This is a genomic window from Priestia sp. P1_B12_1, from assembly GCF_056406695.1.
In genome coordinates, this window is sequence record NZ_JBFTZR010000001.1 from 403,493 (window position 1) to 423,034 (window position 19,542).

The window sequence follows — 19,542 nt, forward strand, 5'->3', positions numbered from 1 at the left end:
TAGCTTTCCTCCTAATCCTCACTAATCCATGTTCGCAGCAGTTTTGCAAACTCTTCCGGGTCTTGCTTCGCTAACGTTTCAAGATTGCTTTTTGTTTGCTGTTCAGCATTTAAAACAGGGGCTTTTTGTGCCGCTTCATATGCTTCAAAAGTTTCATCATACTCTTCATCATATTCCTCTTCATCTAAGTCTTGACGTCTTTTCCTAACCAACAGCACAATAAGAACAACAATAATAAGCAGCAGTGCACCTCCGATTATATACATCCACAATGGAATTGAACTTGCTGTGTTGTCAGCTGTTTCTTGTCCATTAAACGGCTGAACGGAAACGGTAATCTTATCGCTGACCGCGTTATCCGAGAGAGCTTTCGTATTTGCATCTTTTGAAATAGAAGTACGGACAATTGTACCTAACATTTTTTGAACATCTGACTCAAGCGTATCGGAAACCTGTGATTTCCCTTTTGCATTGGACGGATCTATCATTACTTGAATGCCAAGGTCTTGAATTTTGTATGGACTTTCGACGATTTCTTTATGAATTCGGTTCACTTCATAATTAATTCGTTCTTCGTTTTTTTCGTAGTCTCCGTCTCCACTTGTTGTACTAGATGAGTAATTTGTTGTATCTTCTTCTCCTGTTCCAGCAACGCCTCCATCTTGAGCATTTTTACCAGAAAATGTTTCATTAATTTTTTCAGCGCTAACGGCAATTCCTTGCATATTATCTTTATCAACAGGCTCTACTAGCTTTTCTTCGCGATTTTCCTGTGTAAAATCAAGATCTGCTGTAACAGAGACCATTACTTTGTCTTGACCGACCAGTCTTCCTAGCATTTGCTGTACTTGACGCTGAATATCTCTCTCAACTTCTTTTTTCGCTTCGTTCTGCGAAGCAAATGAGCTAGAAGCTGAATTCGTTTCGTTACCTTTTAAATCAAAGTACTCAAAATATTGGTTCATGATGACGATATTATCTGTAGGAAGGTTTGGCACACTTTTGGATACTAAATGATAAAGAGATTTAATTTGCTGATCATCAAATTTATAACCAGCCTTTGTATTAAGCACAATCGATGCTGATGCTTCTCCCTGCTTTTCATTCGCCCATACGCTTTCATTGGGAAGGGTAATCATCACTTTTGCATCGTTGACTCCTTGAATGTTTTTCATTAAATTAGCCAATTCAGTTTGCATCGCATCGAGTTTTAACACATCAAATTCATTATCTGTCATACCAAAGCTCGCATTTTTCCCAAAAAATGAATAGTCGATACTTCCGCTATCAGGAATTCCTTGTGCAGCTAAATCAACTTTTAGCGAGTCAACGCTTTGTTCAGGCACCGAAATGGTTGTTCCGTTATCAGAGATTTCTGAAGGAACGCTTCTAGCATCAAGCTCTGCTTTGATTTGTCCTGTTTCCTGAGCCGATAGATTGCTATAAAGAGGGACAAATTTATCCTTGTTTAAAAAAACAGATGCTAAACTAATGACTAGAATAGCCGCAAGAGGAGCAGCGATAAGGGCTATTTTCTGTCCTTTTTTGCGGTTATTCCAAAAGACTTTCATCTTATCTCGATAAAGAGCTATTCTTTCATTCATGGTATTCCTCCGGTTATTACTATTTTCATTTTGTTTAATAACCGCTCAATTACATTTGCATTCTCATCATTTCCTGATAGGCTTCAACAGCTTTATTGCGTATTTCAAGAGCCGTTTGCATCGTAATACTTGCTTTTTGAGCAGTAATCATTACATCTTGGAGTTCGACGTTTTCTCCTTTAGCAAGCTTTTCAGTCGCTATATCCGAAGCGCGTTGAGCATTGTTTAACTCATTGATTGAGTCTTTTAAAAACGTTGAAAACTGTTGAGTTGTTTGTCCAGTGCTAGTAGAAGCTGCTGTTTTTGCCATTGCTATTTGATTGCTGATACCATTAATCATTTTATCGCTCCTTTATTTCCCAATTTCTAACGTCTTTGTTAATATACTTTTGTTTGTATTAAAGACCGTCACGTTTGCTTCATAAGATCGAGTAGCACTAATTAAATCTGTCATTTCCTTTAAAGGATCTACGTTCGGCATCTGCACGTACCCTTGGTCATTCGCATCTGGATGCGTCGGGTTATACACTAAATTAAAAGGAGTATTATCTTCTGCGATATCTGTGACTTTTACACCATTGTTTTGACTTTTATTGATTTCGGAGTGTAAGAGGGACGAAAAAGAAGGCGAACGATCAGACTGCATGACAACCATTTTTCTTTTGTAAGGCTGCCACTCACCATTAACGTACGTCCCTCTTGTCGTTTCAGCATTCGCCATGTTAGATGAAACAACGTCCATCCTTAAACGATTAGCAGTTAAAGCTGAAGATGTAATATTCATATTTTGAAAAATAGTCAAACTTATTTACCTCCTCTAATGACTGTTTGAAGAGAATTAAATTTTCCATTTAAACGATCTACTAGCGCCTCATAGTAAATTTGATTTTCAGCCATATCCGCCATCTCTTTATCCATATCCACATTGTTTCCGTTTGCTTGATAGGAAGTGTTTCGTTGCTGGGTAATCACTCGCTGGGATGAACCGGAAAATGGGATATGTTTTGAATCAGTCTGATATGCTTCTAACTCGTTATGTAATAAATCTCGAAATTCACTCGTACGCGATACTGTTTTCGATTTATAATTTGGAGTATCAACGTTGGCGATATTTTGTGCAATCGTCTGCTGCTTTTGGGACGCGTAGCTAATTCCATTTTCAATTGTTTGAAAAGTAGTTGAAAACAAACTCAATTCTTACACCTGCTTATCTATTCTATTTTTCTCAAAAATGAGACAAATTTCGACTTTAGTACCATAGAACTTATTGTAAGAAAAACTTCATGCAATGTCTATCCTTTTTTAAGAACTTTTGGACTATAAACCAAAATTTTCATTCGATTTCCAAGCATATTTTAACATCAATGTTGTACTTTAGCTCTATTTTTTCAATTTAAAATCAAAATATATACCATAAGTCCTGAACAATATGTAATAAAAGTAACGATTTGTAATCAACTAGTATCTTTTTACTATTTAAAGATTCTATAATATAATTTTTAGATTTTTATATGAAGTTTGTTAAAGATTTATAAAAATAGTGAACGAATCGTCTTAACCCACAGCGAATCTTTTCGTATGAGCATACAAAAAAAGCACACGGGCTTTGCCCGTGTGCTTTTTGGTTCATAAACTTAGTTAGATTTTAATTTTTCAAGCTCTACTAAGAATTTGTTGTTAAGAACTTTAATGTAAGTTCCTTTCATTCCTAAAGAACGTGATTCGATAACGCCAGCACTTTCTAATTTACGTAGCGCATTTACGATTACTGAACGTGTAATTCCAACGCGGTCAGCAATTTTACTTGCGACTAATAGTCCTTCATTTCCATTTAACTCTTCAAAGATATGCTCAATAGCTTCTAACTCACTGTATGATAATGAGCTAATTGCCATTTGTACAACAGCTTTGCTACGCGCTTCTTCTTCAATCTCTTCTGCTTTTTCACGAAGAATTTCCATACCTACTACCGTTGCACCGTATTCAGCAAGGATTAAATCATCGTCTTCGAACTGACGGTCTAAACGAGATAGTACAAGCGTACCTAGACGCTCTCCGCCTCCGATAATTGGAACGATTGTTGTTAGTCCTGCATCAAATAAGTCTTTATTTTCAACTGGAAAAGCTGTATATTGACTTTCAATGTTTAAGTTAGAAGATGTTTCTTGAATGTTAAATAGGCTTTGAGTATATTCTTCTGGAAACTGGCGTGCTTCTAACATATCTTTCATACGCGCATTCTCAATTTGCTGCTTAACAGCGATTCCTAATAATTTACCGCGACGGCTTACTACGAATACGTTTGATTCGATCACTTCGCAAAGTGTTTCAGCCATTTCTTTAAAGTTTACTGGTTTACCAGCTGCTTTTTGTAGCATTGCATTAATCTTTCTAGTTTTCCCTAATAAATCCATTAGTACTCTTCCTCCTGCGATTTCAGTTCTATAAAATAAATTGACTCAAATCTTTGTTTTTAGCGATTTTTTCTAATTTTTCTTCCACATACTGCGGAGTAATCACAATTTTCTCTAATGTTACTTCTGGTGCTTCAAACGATAAATCCTCTAGCAAACGTTCTAAAATCGTATGAAGCCTTCTTGCACCAATATTGTCTGTATCTTGATTTACCTGATATGCAATTTCTGCAATCTTACGTATAGCATCGTCAGAAAATTCAATTTGTATACCTTCAGTTTCCAATAATGCCGCATATTGCTTTAATAACGCATTATCTGGCTCTACTAAAATGTTTATAAAATCTTCAACGGTTAGCTTCGTTAATTCAACGCGAATTGGGAATCGACCTTGCAATTCTGGAATTAAATCCGACGGTTTTGATACATGGAAAGCACCGGCTGCTACAAATAAAACATGATCAGTTTTGACTGCACCATATTTGGTAACAATCGTTGATCCTTCTACAATTGGTAAAATATCTCGCTGCACGCCTTCACGTGAAACATCAGCGGAAGATGAATTACCACTTTTTTGAGCAATTTTATCAATTTCGTCAATGAAAATAATTCCGTATTGTTCTGCACGATTCACAGCTTCTTGCGTCACTTCATCCATATCAATCAATTTTTGCGCTTCTTCATTTGTTAATACTTTTCGTGCATCTTTAACAGTAAGTTTGCGCTTTTTTTGTTTTTTAGGCATAAAATTGCTTAAGGCATCCTGCATGTTCATGCCCATTTGTTCCATACCCGAACCTTGTAACATATCAAACATAGAAGGCTGTTGCTCTTCTACTTCAATTGTGACATAATGATTTTCAAGCTCTCCTAAAGCAAGCTGATGAGCAATCTGCTTGCGCTTCGTTGCAATATTCGTTTCCTCATCTTGATCAGGATCCGCATCGCTTGACTGTGTACCGTTTGAAAAAATCATTTCAAACGGATTTTTAAACGATTGCTGCTTCTTTTTGCTTGGAACAAGAAGCTCCACTATCCGCTTGTTTGCATTTTCTTCTGCACGATCACGCACGCCGTTCATTTTTTCTTCTTTCACAAGTCGAACTGACGTTTCCACTAAATCACGAACCATTGATTCCACATCGCGTCCTACATATCCAACTTCCGTAAATTTTGTTGCCTCAACCTTAATAAAAGGTGCACCGACAAGCTTAGCTAAGCGGCGTGCAATCTCGGTTTTACCCACACCTGTAGGACCAATCATTAAAATGTTTTTCGGCACAACTTCATCACGTAAAGATTCGTCTAGCAGACCGCGGCGATAGCGATTTCGCAGCGCAACAGCGACCGCTTTCTTTGCCTTCGTTTGACCAATAATATACTGATCGAGCTTTTCTACAATTTGTCGAGGTGTTAAATGAGAATTCATAAAAAAATCCCCTTTCCTACAGTTCTTCTACAATAATATGATCATTTGTATAAACACATATCTCACTTGCTACATCTAAAGCTGCTTTTGCAATTTCTTTAGCTGTTAAATGTTCGCCTGCATGTTGTTTTAATGCACGTCCCGCTGATAAAGCATAATTTCCGCCTGATCCAATTGCTAAAATGCCGTCGTCCGGTTCAATAACTTCACCCGTTCCTGATACTAACAGTAAGTTATCTTTGTTCATAACAATAAGCATTGCTTCTAACTTTCGCAATACTTTGTCACTTCTCCATTGTTTAGCAAGCTCCACGGCCGCACGCTGAAGATTTCCGTTATACTCTTCAAGCTTCGTTTCAAATAATTCAAAAAGAGTGAATGCATCAGCTACTGAACCTGCAAAGCCGGCAAGAACTTGCCCTTGAAATAGACGTCTTACTTTTCGAGCAGTATGTTTCATCACAACAGCATTTCCAAACGTTACTTGTCCGTCCCCAGACATGGCACATTGACCGTTATGCTGAACTGCAAAAATCGTAGTAGCATGGAAAGTAGACAAATTAACTCCTCCTTTTATGCGCGAGGATGGTGATTCATATAAACTGCCTTTAAACGATCCTTCGTCACATGTGTGTATATTTGAGTGGTTGATAAATGTTCATGACCTAGCATTTCTTGAACTGTACGTAAATCTGCCCCTTCATTTAACATATGAGTCGCAAAAGTATGCCGCAAAACGTGTGGACTAATATGTATATTCTCAGCGGTTTTCTTTACTAACTGATCAATGACTAAGCGTATGCCTCGGTCTGTCAACGGTGTCCCCTTATAATTTAAAAAGAGCGAATGAGTATCAGAAGGAGCCTTTTTTAAAAGAAGCTTTCTTCCATTATCTATATATACTCTAAGAGCGTCCTTGGCATAACAGCCAAATGGCACGTACCGTTGTTTTTTCCCTTTGCCATATACGAGCAAAGTTTGAAGTGAAAAATCTATATCGCTAAGCTTAATAGATGCACATTCACTCACTCGTATTCCGGTGGCATACAGCAATTCTAAGAGAGACTGATTACGCTGCCCTAACGGAGTTGTTAAGTCATTCATTTGAAATAATTTCACAATCTCCTCTTCATACAGGAAGCGAGGATTTCTCTCTTCCTTTTTAGGAAGGGTAACGAGCGCAAATGGATTATCTTCTACTAATTCTTCTCTATTTAAGTAACGATAAAACGTTCTCAAACAAGAAATTTTGCGTGACATCGATCTTTTTGAATACTGCTTTTCATATAGGCGTGTTAAAAACAGCCTTGCATCAGCATATGTAACACTTTGTAGGTTTTGTATTTGCTCTTCCTGCATAAAAGACATGAAGATACCTATGTCTTTTTCATAGCAGTCAACTGTATATTTTGAATAATTTTTCTCAATTTGTAAATATTCTAGAAAGGAATTTAATACATCTTTAACAAATTCCAATGTTATCACCTCACAAGGGCTACTAAATATTATCACAATTAAGTAGCCCTTGCAAACAATTTTGATTATTTTGTTGTAAAATTCTGAATAGTTTCCAATGCTCGTTTAGCCAGCGTTTCATTTCGTTCTTGTTTGTTTTTGATTCGCACTTCCAATTCTTTGAATAAGCCAAAGTTGGCATTCATCGGCTGAAAGTTTTTGGCGTTTGTATGTGTGATATAGTGAGCCATACTGCCAATCGCTGTTTCCTGCGGCAATACAACCAATTCTTCACCAAGCACAAGTCGAGCCGCGTTCATTCCTGCCATTAATCCGCTCGCAGCTGATTCTACATATCCTTCTACTCCCGTCATTTGTCCAGCAAAGAATAAGTCATCACGCTCGCGATATTGATACGTAGGCTTTAACAATTTAGGAGAATTAATAAACGTATTTCTATGCATAACTCCGTAGCGTACTACTTCTGCATTTTCTAAACCTGGGATTAAGCTTAATACTTCTTTTTGTGCTCCCCATTTTAAATGTGTTTGGAAACCTACAATATTATATAGTGTACCTGCTGCATCATCTTGACGAAGCTGAACAACTGCATAAGGTCGCTTTCCTGTTTTCGGATCTTCTAACCCAACTGGTTTCATTGGTCCAAAGAGCATTGTTTTTTCTCCGCGTGAAGCCATTACTTCAATTGGCATACATCCTTCAAAATAAATTTCCTTCTCAAATTCTTTTAAAGGAACCGTCTCTGCATTGATTAATGCTTCATGAAAGCGCTGGAATTCTTCTTTTGTCATCGGACAGTTTAAATAGGCAGCTTCCCCTTTGTCATAGCGAGATTTAAGATATACTTTATCCATATCAATGCTGTCTTTTTCAATAATAGGTGCAGCCGCATCGTAAAAATATAAATAATCTTCACTTGTTAACGCGCGCAGCTGTTCCGATAAATCTTTTGACGTTAGCGGACCTGTTGCAATAACAGTTGGTCCCTGTGGAATTTCCGTAATCTCTTCATTAACAACCGTTACGTTCGGATGGTTTTTAACGCTTTCTGTCACACGAGAGGCAAATTCGTGACGATCAACAGCCAGTGCTCCACCTGCTGGAACCGCACACTCGTCTGCTGAACGAATAATGACAGAGTCTAATAATCGCATTTCTTCTTTTAACACACCCACTGCATTTGTTAATGTATTCGCACGCAGTGAATTACTACATACTAATTCAGCAAATTTGTCCGTATGATGAGCAGGTGTTTGCTTTACTGGTCTCATCTCATAAAGACGGACTTTCAAACCGCGCTTTGCGATTTGCCAAGCTGCTTCACTTCCAGCAAGACCTGCTCCAATAACATTAATTACTTGTTCATTCATTGTAAATCCTCCAACTTCATTTCTATCTTTTCTATCATTTTGCTTATTCATTCACTTGTCTTTTCCTTTTTTGACGGGACAAAGAAAATGCGACATTACTCAATGTCGCTAATAACGTTTCCATTTTAGCACATGAAGCAATGTCGCCGCATCTTATATAACTGCTATTTTTAAATTTAAAGTGTGGGAATTCATCCCATTCTCTTTTACTGCTGAGCTTCCTCTTTATAATCACAACTTGTACAGACGACTTGAGTTCCTTTTTTCTGTTTCTTCTCTACAAGCAGATTTTCACATTTCGGACATTTTCTTGCAATCGGTTTATCCCAAGATACGAAGTCACAGCCCGGGAATCGATCACAGCCATAAAATGTACGCTTTTTCTTCGATTTTCGCTCAACGATATTTCCTTCTTCACATTTCGGACACTTTACGCCAATCTCTTTTACAATTGGCTTCGTGTTGCGACAGTCAGGGAAATTAGAGCATGCCATAAATTTTCCGTAGCGTCCCATTTTGTATACCATAGGTGAACCGCATTCTCCGCAATCTTCTCCGGCAGGTTCATCTTTAATCTCCACTTCGCGCATTTCTTTTTCAGCATGTTCTAAGCGTTTTTCAAAATCACTGTAAAATTCGTCAATAACACGCACCCATTGAACATTACCATCTTCCACTTCATCCAAATCGTTTTCCATTTTAGCTGTAAACTCTACATCTAAAATTTCCGGGAAAAACTCCAATACAAGCTCTAGTACAATTTCTCCAAGTTCTGTTGGAACAAAACGCTTGTTATCGAGCGCTACGTACCCGCGCTTTTGAATCGTGTCAAGTGTTGGAGCATATGTAGACGGTCGGCCAATGCCTAGCTCTTCTAATGTCTTGACTAAACGAGCTTCAGTATATCTTGGCGGCGGCTGTGTGAAGTGCTGCTTTTCATCGATGTCTTTAGAATAAGCTACTTCTCCTTCTTCTAAATCTGGAAGAAGATTTTCTTTTTCCTCCACTTGATCATCATTGCCTTCAACATACACTTTCATAAAGCCTGGAAATTTAACTTTGGAGCCGTTTGCTCTAAATGTTACGTCTCCATTTTTCAAATCTACAGCCATTGTATCCATAATTGCAGGTGCCATTTGACTAGCAACGAAGCGCTCCCATACTAGCTTATACAGTCGATACTGATCACGCGATAAGAACTCTTTTACCTCTCCTGGTTTACGAAGAGCTGAAGTTGGACGAATCGCTTCGTGGGCATCTTGCGCGTTCGAATTTTTCTTTTCTTTACGCTTTTCCGTTGCCACAAACTGATTTCCGTATGCGTTCGTAATGTAATCTCTAGCTTCCGTTTGAGCTGTTTCTGAAATACGAGTAGAATCGGTACGCATATACGTGATAAGACCTACTGTGCCTTCTTTTCCTAAATCAATTCCTTCATATAATTGCTGCGCAATCATCATTGTTTTTTTCGCTCGGAAGTTCAGTTTCCGCGCTGCCTCTTGCTGTAATGAAGACGTGGTAAAAGAAGGAGCCGCATTACGCTTTCGCTCACGTTTTGTTACTTTAGAAATTGAAAATTCATTTCCATCTAATTGTTTAACAATGTTGGTTACATCATTTTCATTCGATAGCTCTACTTTTTTTCCTTGATATTCGATCAACTGGCCTTCAAATTGGTCGTTCCCTTTTTGAAAAGTTGCTTTTACCGTCCAGTATTCTTCTGGGATAAACTTTGCAATTTCTTTTTCACGATCAATAATTAACCGCACTGCAATTGATTGAACCCTTCCGGCACTTAATCCTTTTTTCACTTTTTTCCACAGCAATGGACTGATGTTGTAGCCAACCAGCCTGTCAAGAATACGGCGTGCTTGTTGAGCATCTACTAAATCCATATTAATTGCTCGTGGATGTTTAAAAGATTCTTTAATCGCTTCTTTTGTAATCTCATTAAATACTACGCGGCAGTCCGATGCAATGTCTACATCCAAACTGTGCGCCAAGTGCCATGCAATCGCTTCTCCTTCACGGTCTGGATCGGCTGCTAGGTAAATCTTCTTTGCTTTTTTAGCCGCTGTTTTTAGTTCTTTTAAAACCGGGCCTTTCCCGCGAATTGTAATATATTTCGGATTGTAATCCTGTTCAATATCAATTCCCATTTGACTTTTAGGTAAATCGCGAACATGTCCCATCGATGCTTTTACTTTATATTTCTTTCCTAAATAACGTTCAATTGTTTTAGCCTTTGCAGGCGATTCTACAATTACTAGGTAGTCAGACATCTATTTGTTCCTCCTCAAGAGGTAGAATAAAATCTTCATTATTATTAAATATTTGGTTCTTGTTTGTCAAATGTCCAAAAGATAAGTCATACGATTTTACTACGTATCTCACTAGTATTTCATACCATGCAAGAATATGACTACTTTGAAACATTCATCTTATATACATCATTTCATCTGTAATATCAGCAGCGCTTTGCACAAGTTTTGCCCCTAATTGGATTAACTTATTCGTTCCACATGATGTTTCTTCAAAAATAGAACCCGGTATGGCAAATACTTCTCTTCCTTGCTGAAGCGCCTGGTCGGCGGTAATAAAAGATCCACTTCTTTCTTTTGCTTGCACCACCAACGTGCCTCCTGTTAATCCGCTAATGATTCTGTTTCTGCGAGGGAAAAACCATTTTGTCGGCTTCATAAACGGGGCATATTCAGAAAGCAGCAAATGATGCTGCGCAATTTCTCTTGCTAAATTTTGGTTTCCTCTTGGGTAAATATTATAAAACCCTCCGCCTAAAACTGCAATCGTTTTAGCTTTTTCAGCGATAGCCAGTTCATGAGCAGCCTGGTCAATCCCTAAGGCCAGTCCACTTACAACGACAAATTCTTCATGCAGCATCGGCTTAACAATATGAGTCAGAGCTGCAGTTCCATATGAAGTGGGATTCCTTGTTCCTACAACGCTTAAGCTTGCCGTAGCGTGTAGGAGAGAAATCTTTCCTCTTGCAAATAATACCCAAGGCGGATCATAAATATGGCGCAAAAGTTCAGGATATTCATCATCTAGGATGGTGACACATTGAATATTCTCAGCGTCATATTTATCTAGAATATCTCGTATTGGAATAGTTTGCAAATCTTTTTTTATTTGATTAGCACGTTCAATCGAGAGAGTCAATAGTTTTTGAAGCTGTGATGGAGAGTACTCGTAGAGATTTTGTAATGAAGAATTCTGTTGAAGTAGCGTAAAAATTTGTTTCCAATTAACAGATGGACAATGTGCTAAATGAATTAATTTTTCCCGTAAATCAGACATTCTACAATCTCCTTTTTAAATGGACAAAATAGCCCCCAGTCAAAGGAGGCTATATGTCTTCTATTAATGAGTCTTACACTGCTCGTAAATGCCTTGTTCTTTTAACACTTTAATAAGTGTTTCTCCCATAACAGATGGTGTTTCAGCTACTTGGATACCGCACTCATTCATTGTTTTAATTTTTTCAGATGCTGTCCCTTTACCACCTGAAATAATAGCACCAGCATGGCCCATACGTTTTCCTGGAGGTGCTGTTTGACCGCCAATGAAGCCAACCACAGGTTTTGTCATGTTTGCTTTTACCCATTCTGCCGCTTCTTCTTCTGCCGTACCGCCGATTTCACCAATCATAATTACTGCATACGTATCTTCATCTTCATTAAACGCTTTTAATACATCGATAAAGTTCGTGCCGTTCACTGGGTCACCACCGATACCAACAGCTGTTGATTGGCCAATGCCAGCTTCAGAAAGTTGATGAACAGCTTCATATGTTAATGTACCAGAACGTGAAACTACACCTACATGACCTTTTTTGTGAATGTACCCTGGCATAATTCCAATTTTACATTCTTCCGGTGTAATAACACCTGGGCAGTTAGGTCCCACAAGGCGCGTACGTTTTCCTTCCATATAACGCTTTACTTTTACCATATCTAATACTGGAATACCTTCCGTAATACAAATAACTAAATCTAAATCTGCGTCAACTGCTTCAATAATGGAGTCAGCTGCGAATGCTGGCGGAACATATACAACAGAAGCCGTTGCGCCTGTTTTTTCTTTTGCCTCGGCAACCGTATTAAATACCGGAACACCTTCTACTTCTAAGCCGCCTTTACCTGGTGTTACGCCACCAACAATTTTCGTTCCATATTCTAACATTTGCTGTGTATGAAAAAGGCCAACTCCGCCTGTAATTCCTTGTACAATTACTTTTGTATCTTGATTAATAAATACGCTCATTCCTATCCCCCAGCCTTTCTATTTCACTAGTGAAACGATTTTTTGTGCGCCGTCTGCCATAGATTCAGCAGCTGTGATATTTAAGCCTGATTTTTGTAAAATTTCTTTTCCAAGTTCAACGTTTGTTCCTTCTAAGCGAACAACTAATGGAAGGCTTAATCCAACTTGTTTCGTTGCTTCAACAACACCTGTTGCAATAACATCACATTTCATAATCCCGCCGAAAATATTAACGAAAATACCTTTTACATTTTGGTCAGATAAAATAATTTTGAATGCTTCTGTTACTTTTTCAGCAGTTGCGCCGCCCCCAACATCCAGGAAGTTAGCAGGGTCGCCTCCGTAATGTTTAATAATATCCATCGTTGCCATTGCTAAACCTGCACCGTTTACCATACAACCGATATTACCATCTAGTGAAATGTAGCTTAAGTCGTATTTAGATGCTTCAATTTCTTTAGCATCTTCCTCTTCAAGGTCACGATATTCAAGAATATCTTTTTGACGATACAGCGCATTTGAATCAAAGTTTAACTTCGCATCCAATGCCATAACGTCTCCGTCACCTGTTACAACTAGAGGATTAATCTCTGCAATTGAGCAGTCTTTTTCAACAAATACTGTATATAAACCTGTCATGAACTTAACTGCTTTTCCAACTAGTTCTTTTGGAATATTAATATTAAATGCAAGTCTGCGAGCTTGGAATGCTTGTAAACCAATCGCAGGATCCACATATTCTTTAAAGATTTTTTCAGGCGTTTTTTCCGCCACTTCTTCAATTTCAGTTCCACCTTCTTCAGAACCCATCAATACAACTTGAGATGTTGCACGATCAAGAACTAAACCGATGTAGTATTCTTTCTTAATATCGCATCCCTCTTCAACTAACAAGCGCTTAACTTCTTTTCCTTCAGGGCCTGTTTGGTGTGTTACGAGGGTCTTTCCTAAAATATCTTGTGCATATGTACGAACTTCATCTAAGTTTTTTGCTACTTTGACACCGCCCGCTTTACCGCGTCCACCAGCATGGATTTGTGCTTTCACCACTGATACTTGTGAACCTAATTCCTTTGCTGCTTCAACTGCTTCTTCAACAGTAAAAGCTACTCGACCGTTTGGTACTGCAACCCCATATTTTCTGAGTAGTTCTTTTCCTTGATACTCATGGATATTCATTTCCCATCCTCCTAACATAATCAACCACAAAACTATACTGCACAAAATAGACTGCGCTTTCATTGTATAAAAATAATTGTCTAATTGTCTACTATTCTAGTGAAAAATATTGAAATAATAAGAAAATTGATATTTTTATGGAGATAGTACTTAACCATACCTTATGAGGTCAATGAGACTCTGCGGACGTTAAACGTACGGTTGATCATGTAAATCAACCTTCACAACTGAAGCGAACTGAGAGGAAAATAATTTACGAACTTCACCCTCTGCAATATCTCCACTTAAATAAGCTATATCCTTTTTGAACCTAAAATCCCGCATGTGAAACATGCGCTAAAAAGCAGAGATATGCTTGGGTATCATGTTCTAGTTTACTTGGTTTTTTATTGGTGCAAAAGATCGGCGGTGTTCTGGCAAAATTCCATATTGTTCGATTGCTTCTAAATGTTGTTTTGTTCCATATCCCATATGTTTTTCGAATCCGTATGCAGGATAGCGTTCACCAAGTTCTTTCATCATTTGATCTCGCGTCACTTTTGCAATAACAGAACTTGCAGCAATGGAAATGCTTGTAGCATCGCCTTTGATGATTGACTGCTGCGAAATAGGCACCGGCAGCTTCATCGCATCAATAAGCAGTTCATCAGGCTGGACAGCTAGAAGTTCAATTGCTTCAGTCATTGCCTTTTTTGTTGCTTCATAAATATTAATAGAATCAATGACCTCTGCGTCTATAATACCTATACCGATAGCGACAGCGCTTTTACAAATTTCTTCATAAAACGCTTCTCGCTTTGCTTCTGATAACTTCTTTGAATCCGTCAAACCAGGGAGAAAAAAATCCGGCGGCAAAATAACAGCAGCAGCTACTACCGGTCCTGCTAACGGTCCTCTTCCTACTTCATCTACTCCGGCAATATAGGTTGCTCCTTGATTGTATAATTCGTTTTCATATGCCATCATTTCATCAAACTGTTTCTTCAAGCCCTCAGCGGCTTCAAATTGCCTCTGTTTTTGAATAATAATCTGCTGCACACCTTTACGCTCATCTTGCGCATATGCCTTAAATAAAGCATCTTCCGGGCTTCTCACTTGCTTTAGTTCTTCTTTTATTTCCTTAATACTCTTTTTCATTAGCTCCACCTTCTTTATATCAACATTTTCATGCGGCACTTTTACATAAAAAACGCCTCATGCTAAAAAGGCAGAGGCGTTTTTTGTTTCAGTTCGCAATGTATTGCTTACAGCTGCTGTTCAGCTTCACTTGGATCATCAAATGTAAAGGTGCCGATTTTATCCGTTCGAATTTCTCGAAGAACAAGCTCAGCCGTTTTATCGTAATCCACCATGCCGCCACCCATTAAACAGCCGCGGCGCGACCCAATTGCATCAAAAAGCTCTACAATGTCTTCAGGGATTTCATTTAAATCATAACGCTGCTTTAATTGTTCTGGGTAATGGCTAGTTAAGAAGCGCAGCGCATAAACAGCAACATCTTGCATATTTAAAATGGTATCTTTAATAGCACCCGTTGTCGCAAGCTTATATCCAACTGTTTCATCTTCAAACTTAGGCCACAAAATACCTGGCGTATCAAGTAGCTCCAGCTCATTTCCTACCTTAATCCACTGCTGTGCTTGCGTCACACCTGGACGATCTCCGGTCTTGGCGATTTTTTTACTGGCAAGGCGATTAATCAGCGTTGATTTACCAACGTTAGGAATCCCTACAATCATCGCTCGAATAGCGCGGGGTTTTTTGACTCCTTTTGCGCGCATACGGTCAAACTTCTCTTGAAGAAGTTCTTTGGAAGACGAAACAATTTGTTTCATTCCTTTACCTGCTTGTGCGTCAATAGCTAAGGCATAAATACCTTGTGCTTTGTAATAATCTAGCCACTGCTGAGTAACGCGCGGATCAGCTTTGTCCACTTTATTCAGCAATACGATTCTCGGCTTGTTCACAATAATCTCATCAATCATTGGATTTCGCGATGATTGCGGAATGCGTGCATCAACCAGTTCGTATACAATATCAATCAATTTTAGCTTTTCAGTTACTTGTCTTCTGGCCTTGGCCATGTGGCCAGGAAACCATTGAATTGTCATATTTTACTCACCTTTTATATTTTACTTTGCAAAACGCGCTTCTTTAATCGGCCAGTATACGGCACTCGTTTTACCAAGCACCTTGTCCATGCTGACAAAGCCAATCTGACGGCTGTCTTTACTGTAGCGTCGATTGTCTCCCATCACGAACAAATAGCCTTCTGGCACGGTCTTTTTACCCGTTACGTCTTCTAGTTTAAAATCTTCGGTTAAATTACCGTCAATCACTTCTTTTTTATACTGATCTAAATAGGGCTCTTTATAAGCTTTTCCATTTACATATAGCGTATCATTTCGATACTCAATATGATCACCCGGCAGTCCGATAATACGTTTTATGTAATCTTTTTCCGCTGTAGCATGAAAAACAATAATATCAAAGCGATCAGGATCACCAATCTTATAGGAGAACTTATTTACAATCATTCGATTTTGGTCATGCAGCGTAGGCATCATAGAAAGGCCATCTACTACAATCGGTGCAAACAAAAAATAGCGAATTACAACAGCTAACAGTACGGCAATGGCGATTGCTTTTATCCATTCCCACAGTTCATTTTTCTTTCGAGCCATCTTCAGTCCTCCAACTCTTATGTCATACCTTTATTTTAAACGATAATGTTTGAAACGCCTAATAAATAAATAGAATAAAAAAATGATGACTTGTACGTCTATTTTTTCCTGTCAGAGAACGAATCGTTCTAAAAAAACATTTGAAAAAAGGAGCTTGTATAAACAAGCTCCCCTTTACTATTATCGAATTTCTTTAATACGCGCAGCTTTACCACGTAATTCACGTAGGTAATAAAGTTTCGCACGGCGTACTTTACCGCGGCGCATTACTTCGATTTTTGCAATTTTTGGCGTATGAAGTGGGAATGTACGCTCTACACCTACACCGTAAGAAATCTTACGTACTGTAAATGTTTCGCTGATACCACCGCCACGACGCTTAATAACAACACCTTCAAATACCTGAACACGTTCACGAGTACCCTCAACGATATTTACGTGTACACGTACAGTATCACCAGGACGGAACGTAGGAAGATCTGTTTTTAATTGTTCTTTTGTAATCTCTTCGATTAATTTTTGCATCGCGTGTTTCAACTCCTTCCAACAGACGCTCATACCAATGCTTTTCAATCATTGCAGCGGAACATCGTTATAGGTGACCAGACATCTGCCCAAGCCACAAAATCTATCTTAGCACACTCTTATACCGTATGCAACAGAGTTTATGCATAAATTTTATGGATTTATGAAAGGTTGTTTTCCTCTTTTAATTGAGCTACTACTTTCTTTTGCTCTTCCGTTAGCTCCATTTTTTCAAGCATATCCGGTCTTCGAAGCAACGTGCGCTTTAAAGACTCTTTTTGGCGCCACTGTTCAATTTTTTTATGATTTCCTGACATAAGTACTTCAGGAACTGTTAAGCCTCTAAAATCAGCAGGACGCGTATAGTGCGGGTGCTCTAGTAAACCTGTACTGTGTGAGTCTTGTACAGCTGAATGATTATTGCCAAGCACATCAGGAAGCAGGCGAACAACGCTATCGATCACAACCATTGCACCAAGCTCTCCTCCAGTTAATACATAGTCACCAATTGAAATTTCATCAGTTACCAGCTGCTCACGAATCCGTTCATCATACCCTTCGTAATGACCGCAAATAAAAATTAAATGCTCTTCCGCTGCTAGCTCTTCTGCTTTTGCCTGCGTATAGCGTTCGCCCTGGGGACAAAGCAAAACTACCCGGGGCTTCTTAGCTGTTTCAGTCAGCTTTTCTACAGCGTCAAAAATAGGCTGAGGTGTCAATACCATTCCAGCACCTCCGCCGTAAGGATAATCGTCCACATTTTGATGTTTGTTCGTAGAGTATTCTCGGAAATTAACTACATTCAGTTCAACCGCATTTTTTTCCTGTGCTTTTTTCAAAATTGATTCACCAAAAACACCGTCAAACATAGAAGGAAATAGCGACAGTACATCAATTTTCATTAGTCCAATAACCCTTCCATTACCGTAATAACAATCTCTTTTTCATCTATATCAATAGATTGTACAACGTCGTCGATGTAAGGAATAAGAACTTCTTTTCCGCCTTTTTTAACAACCCACACATCATTAGCTCCCGGCGTTAAAATTTCTTTGACCGTTCCTACCTCTACCCCGTCTTCTGTTTTTACTGTACACCCAATAATTTCGTGGAAATAGAATTCACCGTCTTCTAAATCCGTTAGCTGCTCCTCAGGGATTTTCACTTCACAGTTTTTATACTGCTCAACATCATTTACGTTGTGGTAGCCTTCGAATGTAAGCAGATCAAAATTTTTATGCCTGCGGTGGCTTGCTACCGTTACTTCTACCGGCTCGCTTTGCTTTTCTTTGAAGATATAAAGTTTATTTCCTTTTTCATAGCGCTCATCAGCAAAATCCGTAGTTGATACAATACGAACTTCTCCTTTTACACCGTGGGTATTCACAATTTTTCCAACCTTAAACCATTCCATGCTTCTTCACCTCTATCTAATCTCAACAACTTTGCTATCTTTTATAATAATTGTTTTACTTTCTTTTATCTTTTCCCAATCATCGCCGATTTTTACCTCTACCAAGGCATCCAGTTCCGTTTCAACGAGTTCGCTCCCTAAAGGAAGCTTTTCTAATTGCGTCAGCTGAAAGTTCAACACTTCAATTTTTTCAAGGCGAGCGGATTTTTCTTTTTCAAACTGACTATGTAATAAAGAAGAACCTTTATTGGCTTTTTCCATGTGCTTTAACTGAAATTTCAGCTGTTCCATCTCTTTTTCAAGCGCCTGCTTGCGGTTTATAAAACGATTTTCAAGATCTTGTTTGCTTGCTTCAGTTAACACTTGTTTCACAACCACTTTTTGAATAATGTTCAAAACGTTCCCTCCGCTCTCAAGATAGTGACCTTGTGCTTTTTACATGCATATTGAAATAGCTGCTTCTTGCTCGCAAAAGACTTACTGTGATCAAAACGTTCATCTTATCATAACATAAAAAAAGGGCGAGGTTATCCCTCTCCCTTTTTGATTACTCTTGAATTTTCACATACACTTTTTTACCTTGCTGTGATGCTGCTGCATTCACAACAGTTCGAATCGCTTTTGCAACGCGGCCTTGTTTGCCAATTACTTTGCCGACATCTTCTTGGTGAACAGTAAGGATGTACGTCACTTGACGTTCATCTTCTTGTTCCTCCACTTTAACATCAGCTGGGTAATCAACAAGCGGCTTTACAATTGTTTCGATTAGTGATGTCATCTCGAGTGAAATTATTTTCCTAATTTAGCATTATGGAATTTTTCCATGATGCCTTCGTTAGAGAAAAGGTTACGAACTGTATCAGATGGTTTAGCACCATTTTGTAACCATTTAAGAGCTAGCTCTTCATCGATTTTAACTTCAGCTGGTTGAACTACAGGATTGTAAGTTCCAACTACTTCGATGTAACGTCCATCACGTGGTGAACGAGAGTCTGCTGCTACGATACGATAGAAAGGAGATTTTTTAGCTCCCATACGTTTTAAACGAATTTTTACTGCCATTTTATAAAGCACCTCCGAATATGTTTCAACAAGATAATATAATATCAAATAGGTAAAATGTTTGTAAAGGTTTTTTTCTTAACACTAGAAAAATATTTTAT

At 38.5% G+C, this 19,542-nt stretch carries 22 protein-coding genes; all 22 read right to left on the minus strand.

Annotated features, from left to right (window positions below; all coding sequences use genetic code 11):
* Positions 1-11 precede the first annotated feature (11 nt).
* The 22 genes from fliF to rpsP all read right to left on the minus strand — a co-directional run bounded on the left by fliF (position 12) and on the right by rpsP (position 19,441).
* Positions 12-1,604, minus strand: a complete 1,593-nt coding sequence (fliF, locus tag AC1D0Y_RS02110) for a flagellar basal-body MS-ring/collar protein FliF (protein WP_028410810.1) — start codon at positions 1,602-1,604, stop codon at positions 12-14.
* A 49-nt stretch (positions 1,605-1,653) separates the two neighbouring features.
* The gene (gene fliE, locus AC1D0Y_RS02115; RefSeq protein ID WP_477707320.1) at positions 1,654-1,944 is read right to left on the minus strand and encodes a flagellar hook-basal body complex protein FliE; all 291 of its coding nucleotides are present in this window, start codon (positions 1,942-1,944) and stop codon (positions 1,654-1,656) included.
* 12 nt (positions 1,945-1,956) lie between these two features.
* Positions 1,957-2,406 carry a flagellar basal body rod protein FlgC gene (gene flgC, locus AC1D0Y_RS02120; RefSeq protein WP_028410808.1) on the minus strand — a complete coding sequence of 150 codons (450 nt, stop codon included), beginning with the start codon at positions 2,404-2,406 and terminating at the stop codon, positions 1,957-1,959.
* Positions 2,407-2,408: 2 nt separating this feature from the next.
* A complete protein-coding gene (gene flgB, locus AC1D0Y_RS02125; RefSeq protein ID WP_028410807.1) occupies positions 2,409-2,798 on the minus strand; it encodes a flagellar basal body rod protein FlgB in 390 nt (129 codons plus the stop codon).
* Positions 2,799-3,238: 440 nt separating this feature from the next.
* Entirely contained in the window at positions 3,239-4,018 is a 780-nt protein-coding gene (codY, locus tag AC1D0Y_RS02130; RefSeq protein WP_013058882.1) for a GTP-sensing pleiotropic transcriptional regulator CodY, read from the minus strand.
* Between the two features lie 28 nt (positions 4,019-4,046).
* Positions 4,047-5,447, minus strand: a complete 1,401-nt coding sequence (hslU, locus tag AC1D0Y_RS02135) for an HslU--HslV peptidase ATPase subunit (protein ID WP_013084801.1) — start codon at positions 5,445-5,447, stop codon at positions 4,047-4,049.
* A gap of 16 nt (positions 5,448-5,463) precedes the next feature.
* Positions 5,464-6,006 (minus strand): ATP-dependent protease subunit HslV, encoded by a 543-nt coding sequence (gene hslV / locus AC1D0Y_RS02140; RefSeq protein ID WP_013058884.1) that lies wholly within the window; start codon positions 6,004-6,006, stop codon positions 5,464-5,466.
* Positions 6,007-6,020: 14 nt separating this feature from the next.
* A complete protein-coding gene (gene xerC, locus AC1D0Y_RS02145) occupies positions 6,021-6,923 on the minus strand; it encodes a tyrosine recombinase XerC (protein WP_014458427.1) in 903 nt (300 codons plus the stop codon).
* Between the two features lie 65 nt (positions 6,924-6,988).
* Positions 6,989-8,293, minus strand: coding sequence for an FADH(2)-oxidizing methylenetetrahydrofolate--tRNA-(uracil(54)-C(5))-methyltransferase TrmFO (gene trmFO / locus AC1D0Y_RS02150; RefSeq protein WP_028411436.1), 1,305 nt, complete (start codon positions 8,291-8,293; stop codon positions 6,989-6,991).
* Positions 8,294-8,499: 206 nt separating this feature from the next.
* A complete protein-coding gene (topA, locus tag AC1D0Y_RS02155; protein WP_028410804.1) occupies positions 8,500-10,575 on the minus strand; it encodes a type I DNA topoisomerase in 2,076 nt (691 codons plus the stop codon).
* A gap of 154 nt (positions 10,576-10,729) precedes the next feature.
* Positions 10,730-11,611: a DNA-processing protein DprA gene (gene dprA, locus AC1D0Y_RS02160; protein ID WP_043976470.1), complete on the minus strand. Its 882-nt coding sequence runs from the start codon at positions 11,609-11,611 to the stop codon at positions 10,730-10,732.
* A 63-nt stretch (positions 11,612-11,674) separates the two neighbouring features.
* Complete coding sequence (gene sucD, locus AC1D0Y_RS02165) at positions 11,675-12,577, minus strand: succinate--CoA ligase subunit alpha (protein ID WP_013058889.1); 903 nt, start codon at positions 12,575-12,577, stop codon at positions 11,675-11,677.
* A gap of 18 nt (positions 12,578-12,595) precedes the next feature.
* Positions 12,596-13,756 carry an ADP-forming succinate--CoA ligase subunit beta gene (sucC, locus tag AC1D0Y_RS02170; RefSeq protein ID WP_013058890.1) on the minus strand — a complete coding sequence of 387 codons (1,161 nt, stop codon included), beginning with the start codon at positions 13,754-13,756 and terminating at the stop codon, positions 12,596-12,598.
* A gap of 369 nt (positions 13,757-14,125) precedes the next feature.
* Positions 14,126-14,893 (minus strand): ribonuclease HII, encoded by a 768-nt coding sequence (locus tag AC1D0Y_RS02175; RefSeq protein WP_286127715.1) that lies wholly within the window; start codon positions 14,891-14,893, stop codon positions 14,126-14,128.
* 107 nt (positions 14,894-15,000) lie between these two features.
* Positions 15,001-15,867, minus strand: coding sequence for a ribosome biogenesis GTPase YlqF (gene ylqF, locus AC1D0Y_RS02180; RefSeq protein WP_028410801.1), 867 nt, complete (start codon positions 15,865-15,867; stop codon positions 15,001-15,003).
* Positions 15,868-15,888: 21 nt separating this feature from the next.
* A complete protein-coding gene (gene lepB, locus AC1D0Y_RS02185) occupies positions 15,889-16,440 on the minus strand; it encodes a signal peptidase I (RefSeq protein WP_013058893.1) in 552 nt (183 codons plus the stop codon).
* A gap of 180 nt (positions 16,441-16,620) precedes the next feature.
* Positions 16,621-16,965, minus strand: coding sequence for a 50S ribosomal protein L19 (gene rplS / locus AC1D0Y_RS02190; protein ID WP_013084808.1), 345 nt, complete (start codon positions 16,963-16,965; stop codon positions 16,621-16,623).
* Positions 16,966-17,126: 161 nt separating this feature from the next.
* The gene (gene trmD / locus AC1D0Y_RS02195; RefSeq protein ID WP_028410800.1) at positions 17,127-17,867 is read right to left on the minus strand and encodes a tRNA (guanosine(37)-N1)-methyltransferase TrmD; all 741 of its coding nucleotides are present in this window, start codon (positions 17,865-17,867) and stop codon (positions 17,127-17,129) included.
* Positions 17,867-18,379, minus strand: coding sequence for a ribosome maturation factor RimM (rimM, locus tag AC1D0Y_RS02200; protein WP_028410799.1), 513 nt, complete (start codon positions 18,377-18,379; stop codon positions 17,867-17,869). Before rimM ends, trmD begins: the two co-directional genes overlap by 1 nt.
* A gap of 12 nt (positions 18,380-18,391) precedes the next feature.
* Positions 18,392-18,775 carry a YlqD family protein gene (locus AC1D0Y_RS02205; protein WP_013058897.1) on the minus strand — a complete coding sequence of 128 codons (384 nt, stop codon included), beginning with the start codon at positions 18,773-18,775 and terminating at the stop codon, positions 18,392-18,394.
* Positions 18,776-18,926: 151 nt separating this feature from the next.
* Positions 18,927-19,157 (minus strand): KH domain-containing protein, encoded by a 231-nt coding sequence (locus AC1D0Y_RS02210; RefSeq protein ID WP_013058898.1) that lies wholly within the window; start codon positions 19,155-19,157, stop codon positions 18,927-18,929.
* 11 nt (positions 19,158-19,168) lie between these two features.
* On the minus strand, positions 19,169-19,441 hold the full coding sequence (gene rpsP / locus AC1D0Y_RS02215; protein WP_013058899.1) for a 30S ribosomal protein S16: 273 nt from the start codon (positions 19,439-19,441) through the stop codon (positions 19,169-19,171).
* Positions 19,442-19,542 lie beyond the last annotated feature (101 nt).

Excerpts from the sequence above, each read along its gene's own strand:
- trmD (WP_028410800.1), bottom strand. The coding sequence starts at position 17,867 with ATGAAAATTGATGTACTGTCGCTATTTCCTTCTATGTTTGACGGTGTT.
- trmFO (WP_028411436.1), bottom strand. The coding sequence starts at position 8,293 with ATGAATGAACAAGTAATTAATGTTATTGGAGCAGGTCTTGCTGGAAGT.
- topA (WP_028410804.1), bottom strand. The coding sequence starts at position 10,575 with ATGTCTGACTACCTAGTAATTGTAGAATCGCCTGCAAAGGCTAAAACA.
- rpsP (WP_013058899.1), bottom strand. The coding sequence starts at position 19,441 with ATGGCAGTAAAAATTCGTTTAAAACGTATGGGAGCTAAAAAATCTCCT.
- sucD (WP_013058889.1), bottom strand. The coding sequence starts at position 12,577 with ATGAGCGTATTTATTAATCAAGATACAAAAGTAATTGTACAAGGAATT.
- lepB (WP_013058893.1), bottom strand. The coding sequence starts at position 16,440 with ATGGCTCGAAAGAAAAATGAACTGTGGGAATGGATAAAAGCAATCGCC.
- codY (WP_013058882.1), bottom strand. The coding sequence starts at position 4,018 with ATGGATTTATTAGGGAAAACTAGAAAGATTAATGCAATGCTACAAAAA.
- sucC (WP_013058890.1), bottom strand. The coding sequence starts at position 13,756 with ATGAATATCCATGAGTATCAAGGAAAAGAACTACTCAGAAAATATGGG.
- rimM (WP_028410799.1), bottom strand. The coding sequence starts at position 18,379 with ATGGAATGGTTTAAGGTTGGAAAAATTGTGAATACCCACGGTGTAAAA.
- ylqF (WP_028410801.1), bottom strand. The coding sequence starts at position 15,867 with ATGACAATTCAATGGTTTCCTGGCCACATGGCCAAGGCCAGAAGACAA.
- dprA (WP_043976470.1), bottom strand. The coding sequence starts at position 11,611 with ATGTCTGATTTACGGGAAAAATTAATTCATTTAGCACATTGTCCATCT.
- AC1D0Y_RS02210 (WP_013058898.1), bottom strand. The coding sequence starts at position 19,157 with ATGACATCACTAATCGAAACAATTGTAAAGCCGCTTGTTGATTACCCA.
- fliF (WP_028410810.1), bottom strand. The coding sequence starts at position 1,604 with ATGAATGAAAGAATAGCTCTTTATCGAGATAAGATGAAAGTCTTTTGG.
- hslU (WP_013084801.1), bottom strand. The coding sequence starts at position 5,447 with ATGAATTCTCATTTAACACCTCGACAAATTGTAGAAAAGCTCGATCAG.
- AC1D0Y_RS02175 (WP_286127715.1), bottom strand. The coding sequence starts at position 14,893 with ATGAAAAAGAGTATTAAGGAAATAAAAGAAGAACTAAAGCAAGTGAGA.
- rplS (WP_013084808.1), bottom strand. The coding sequence starts at position 16,965 with ATGCAAAAATTAATCGAAGAGATTACAAAAGAACAATTAAAAACAGAT.
- fliE (WP_477707320.1), bottom strand. The coding sequence starts at position 1,944 with ATGATTAATGGTATCAGCAATCAAATAGCAATGGCAAAAACAGCAGCT.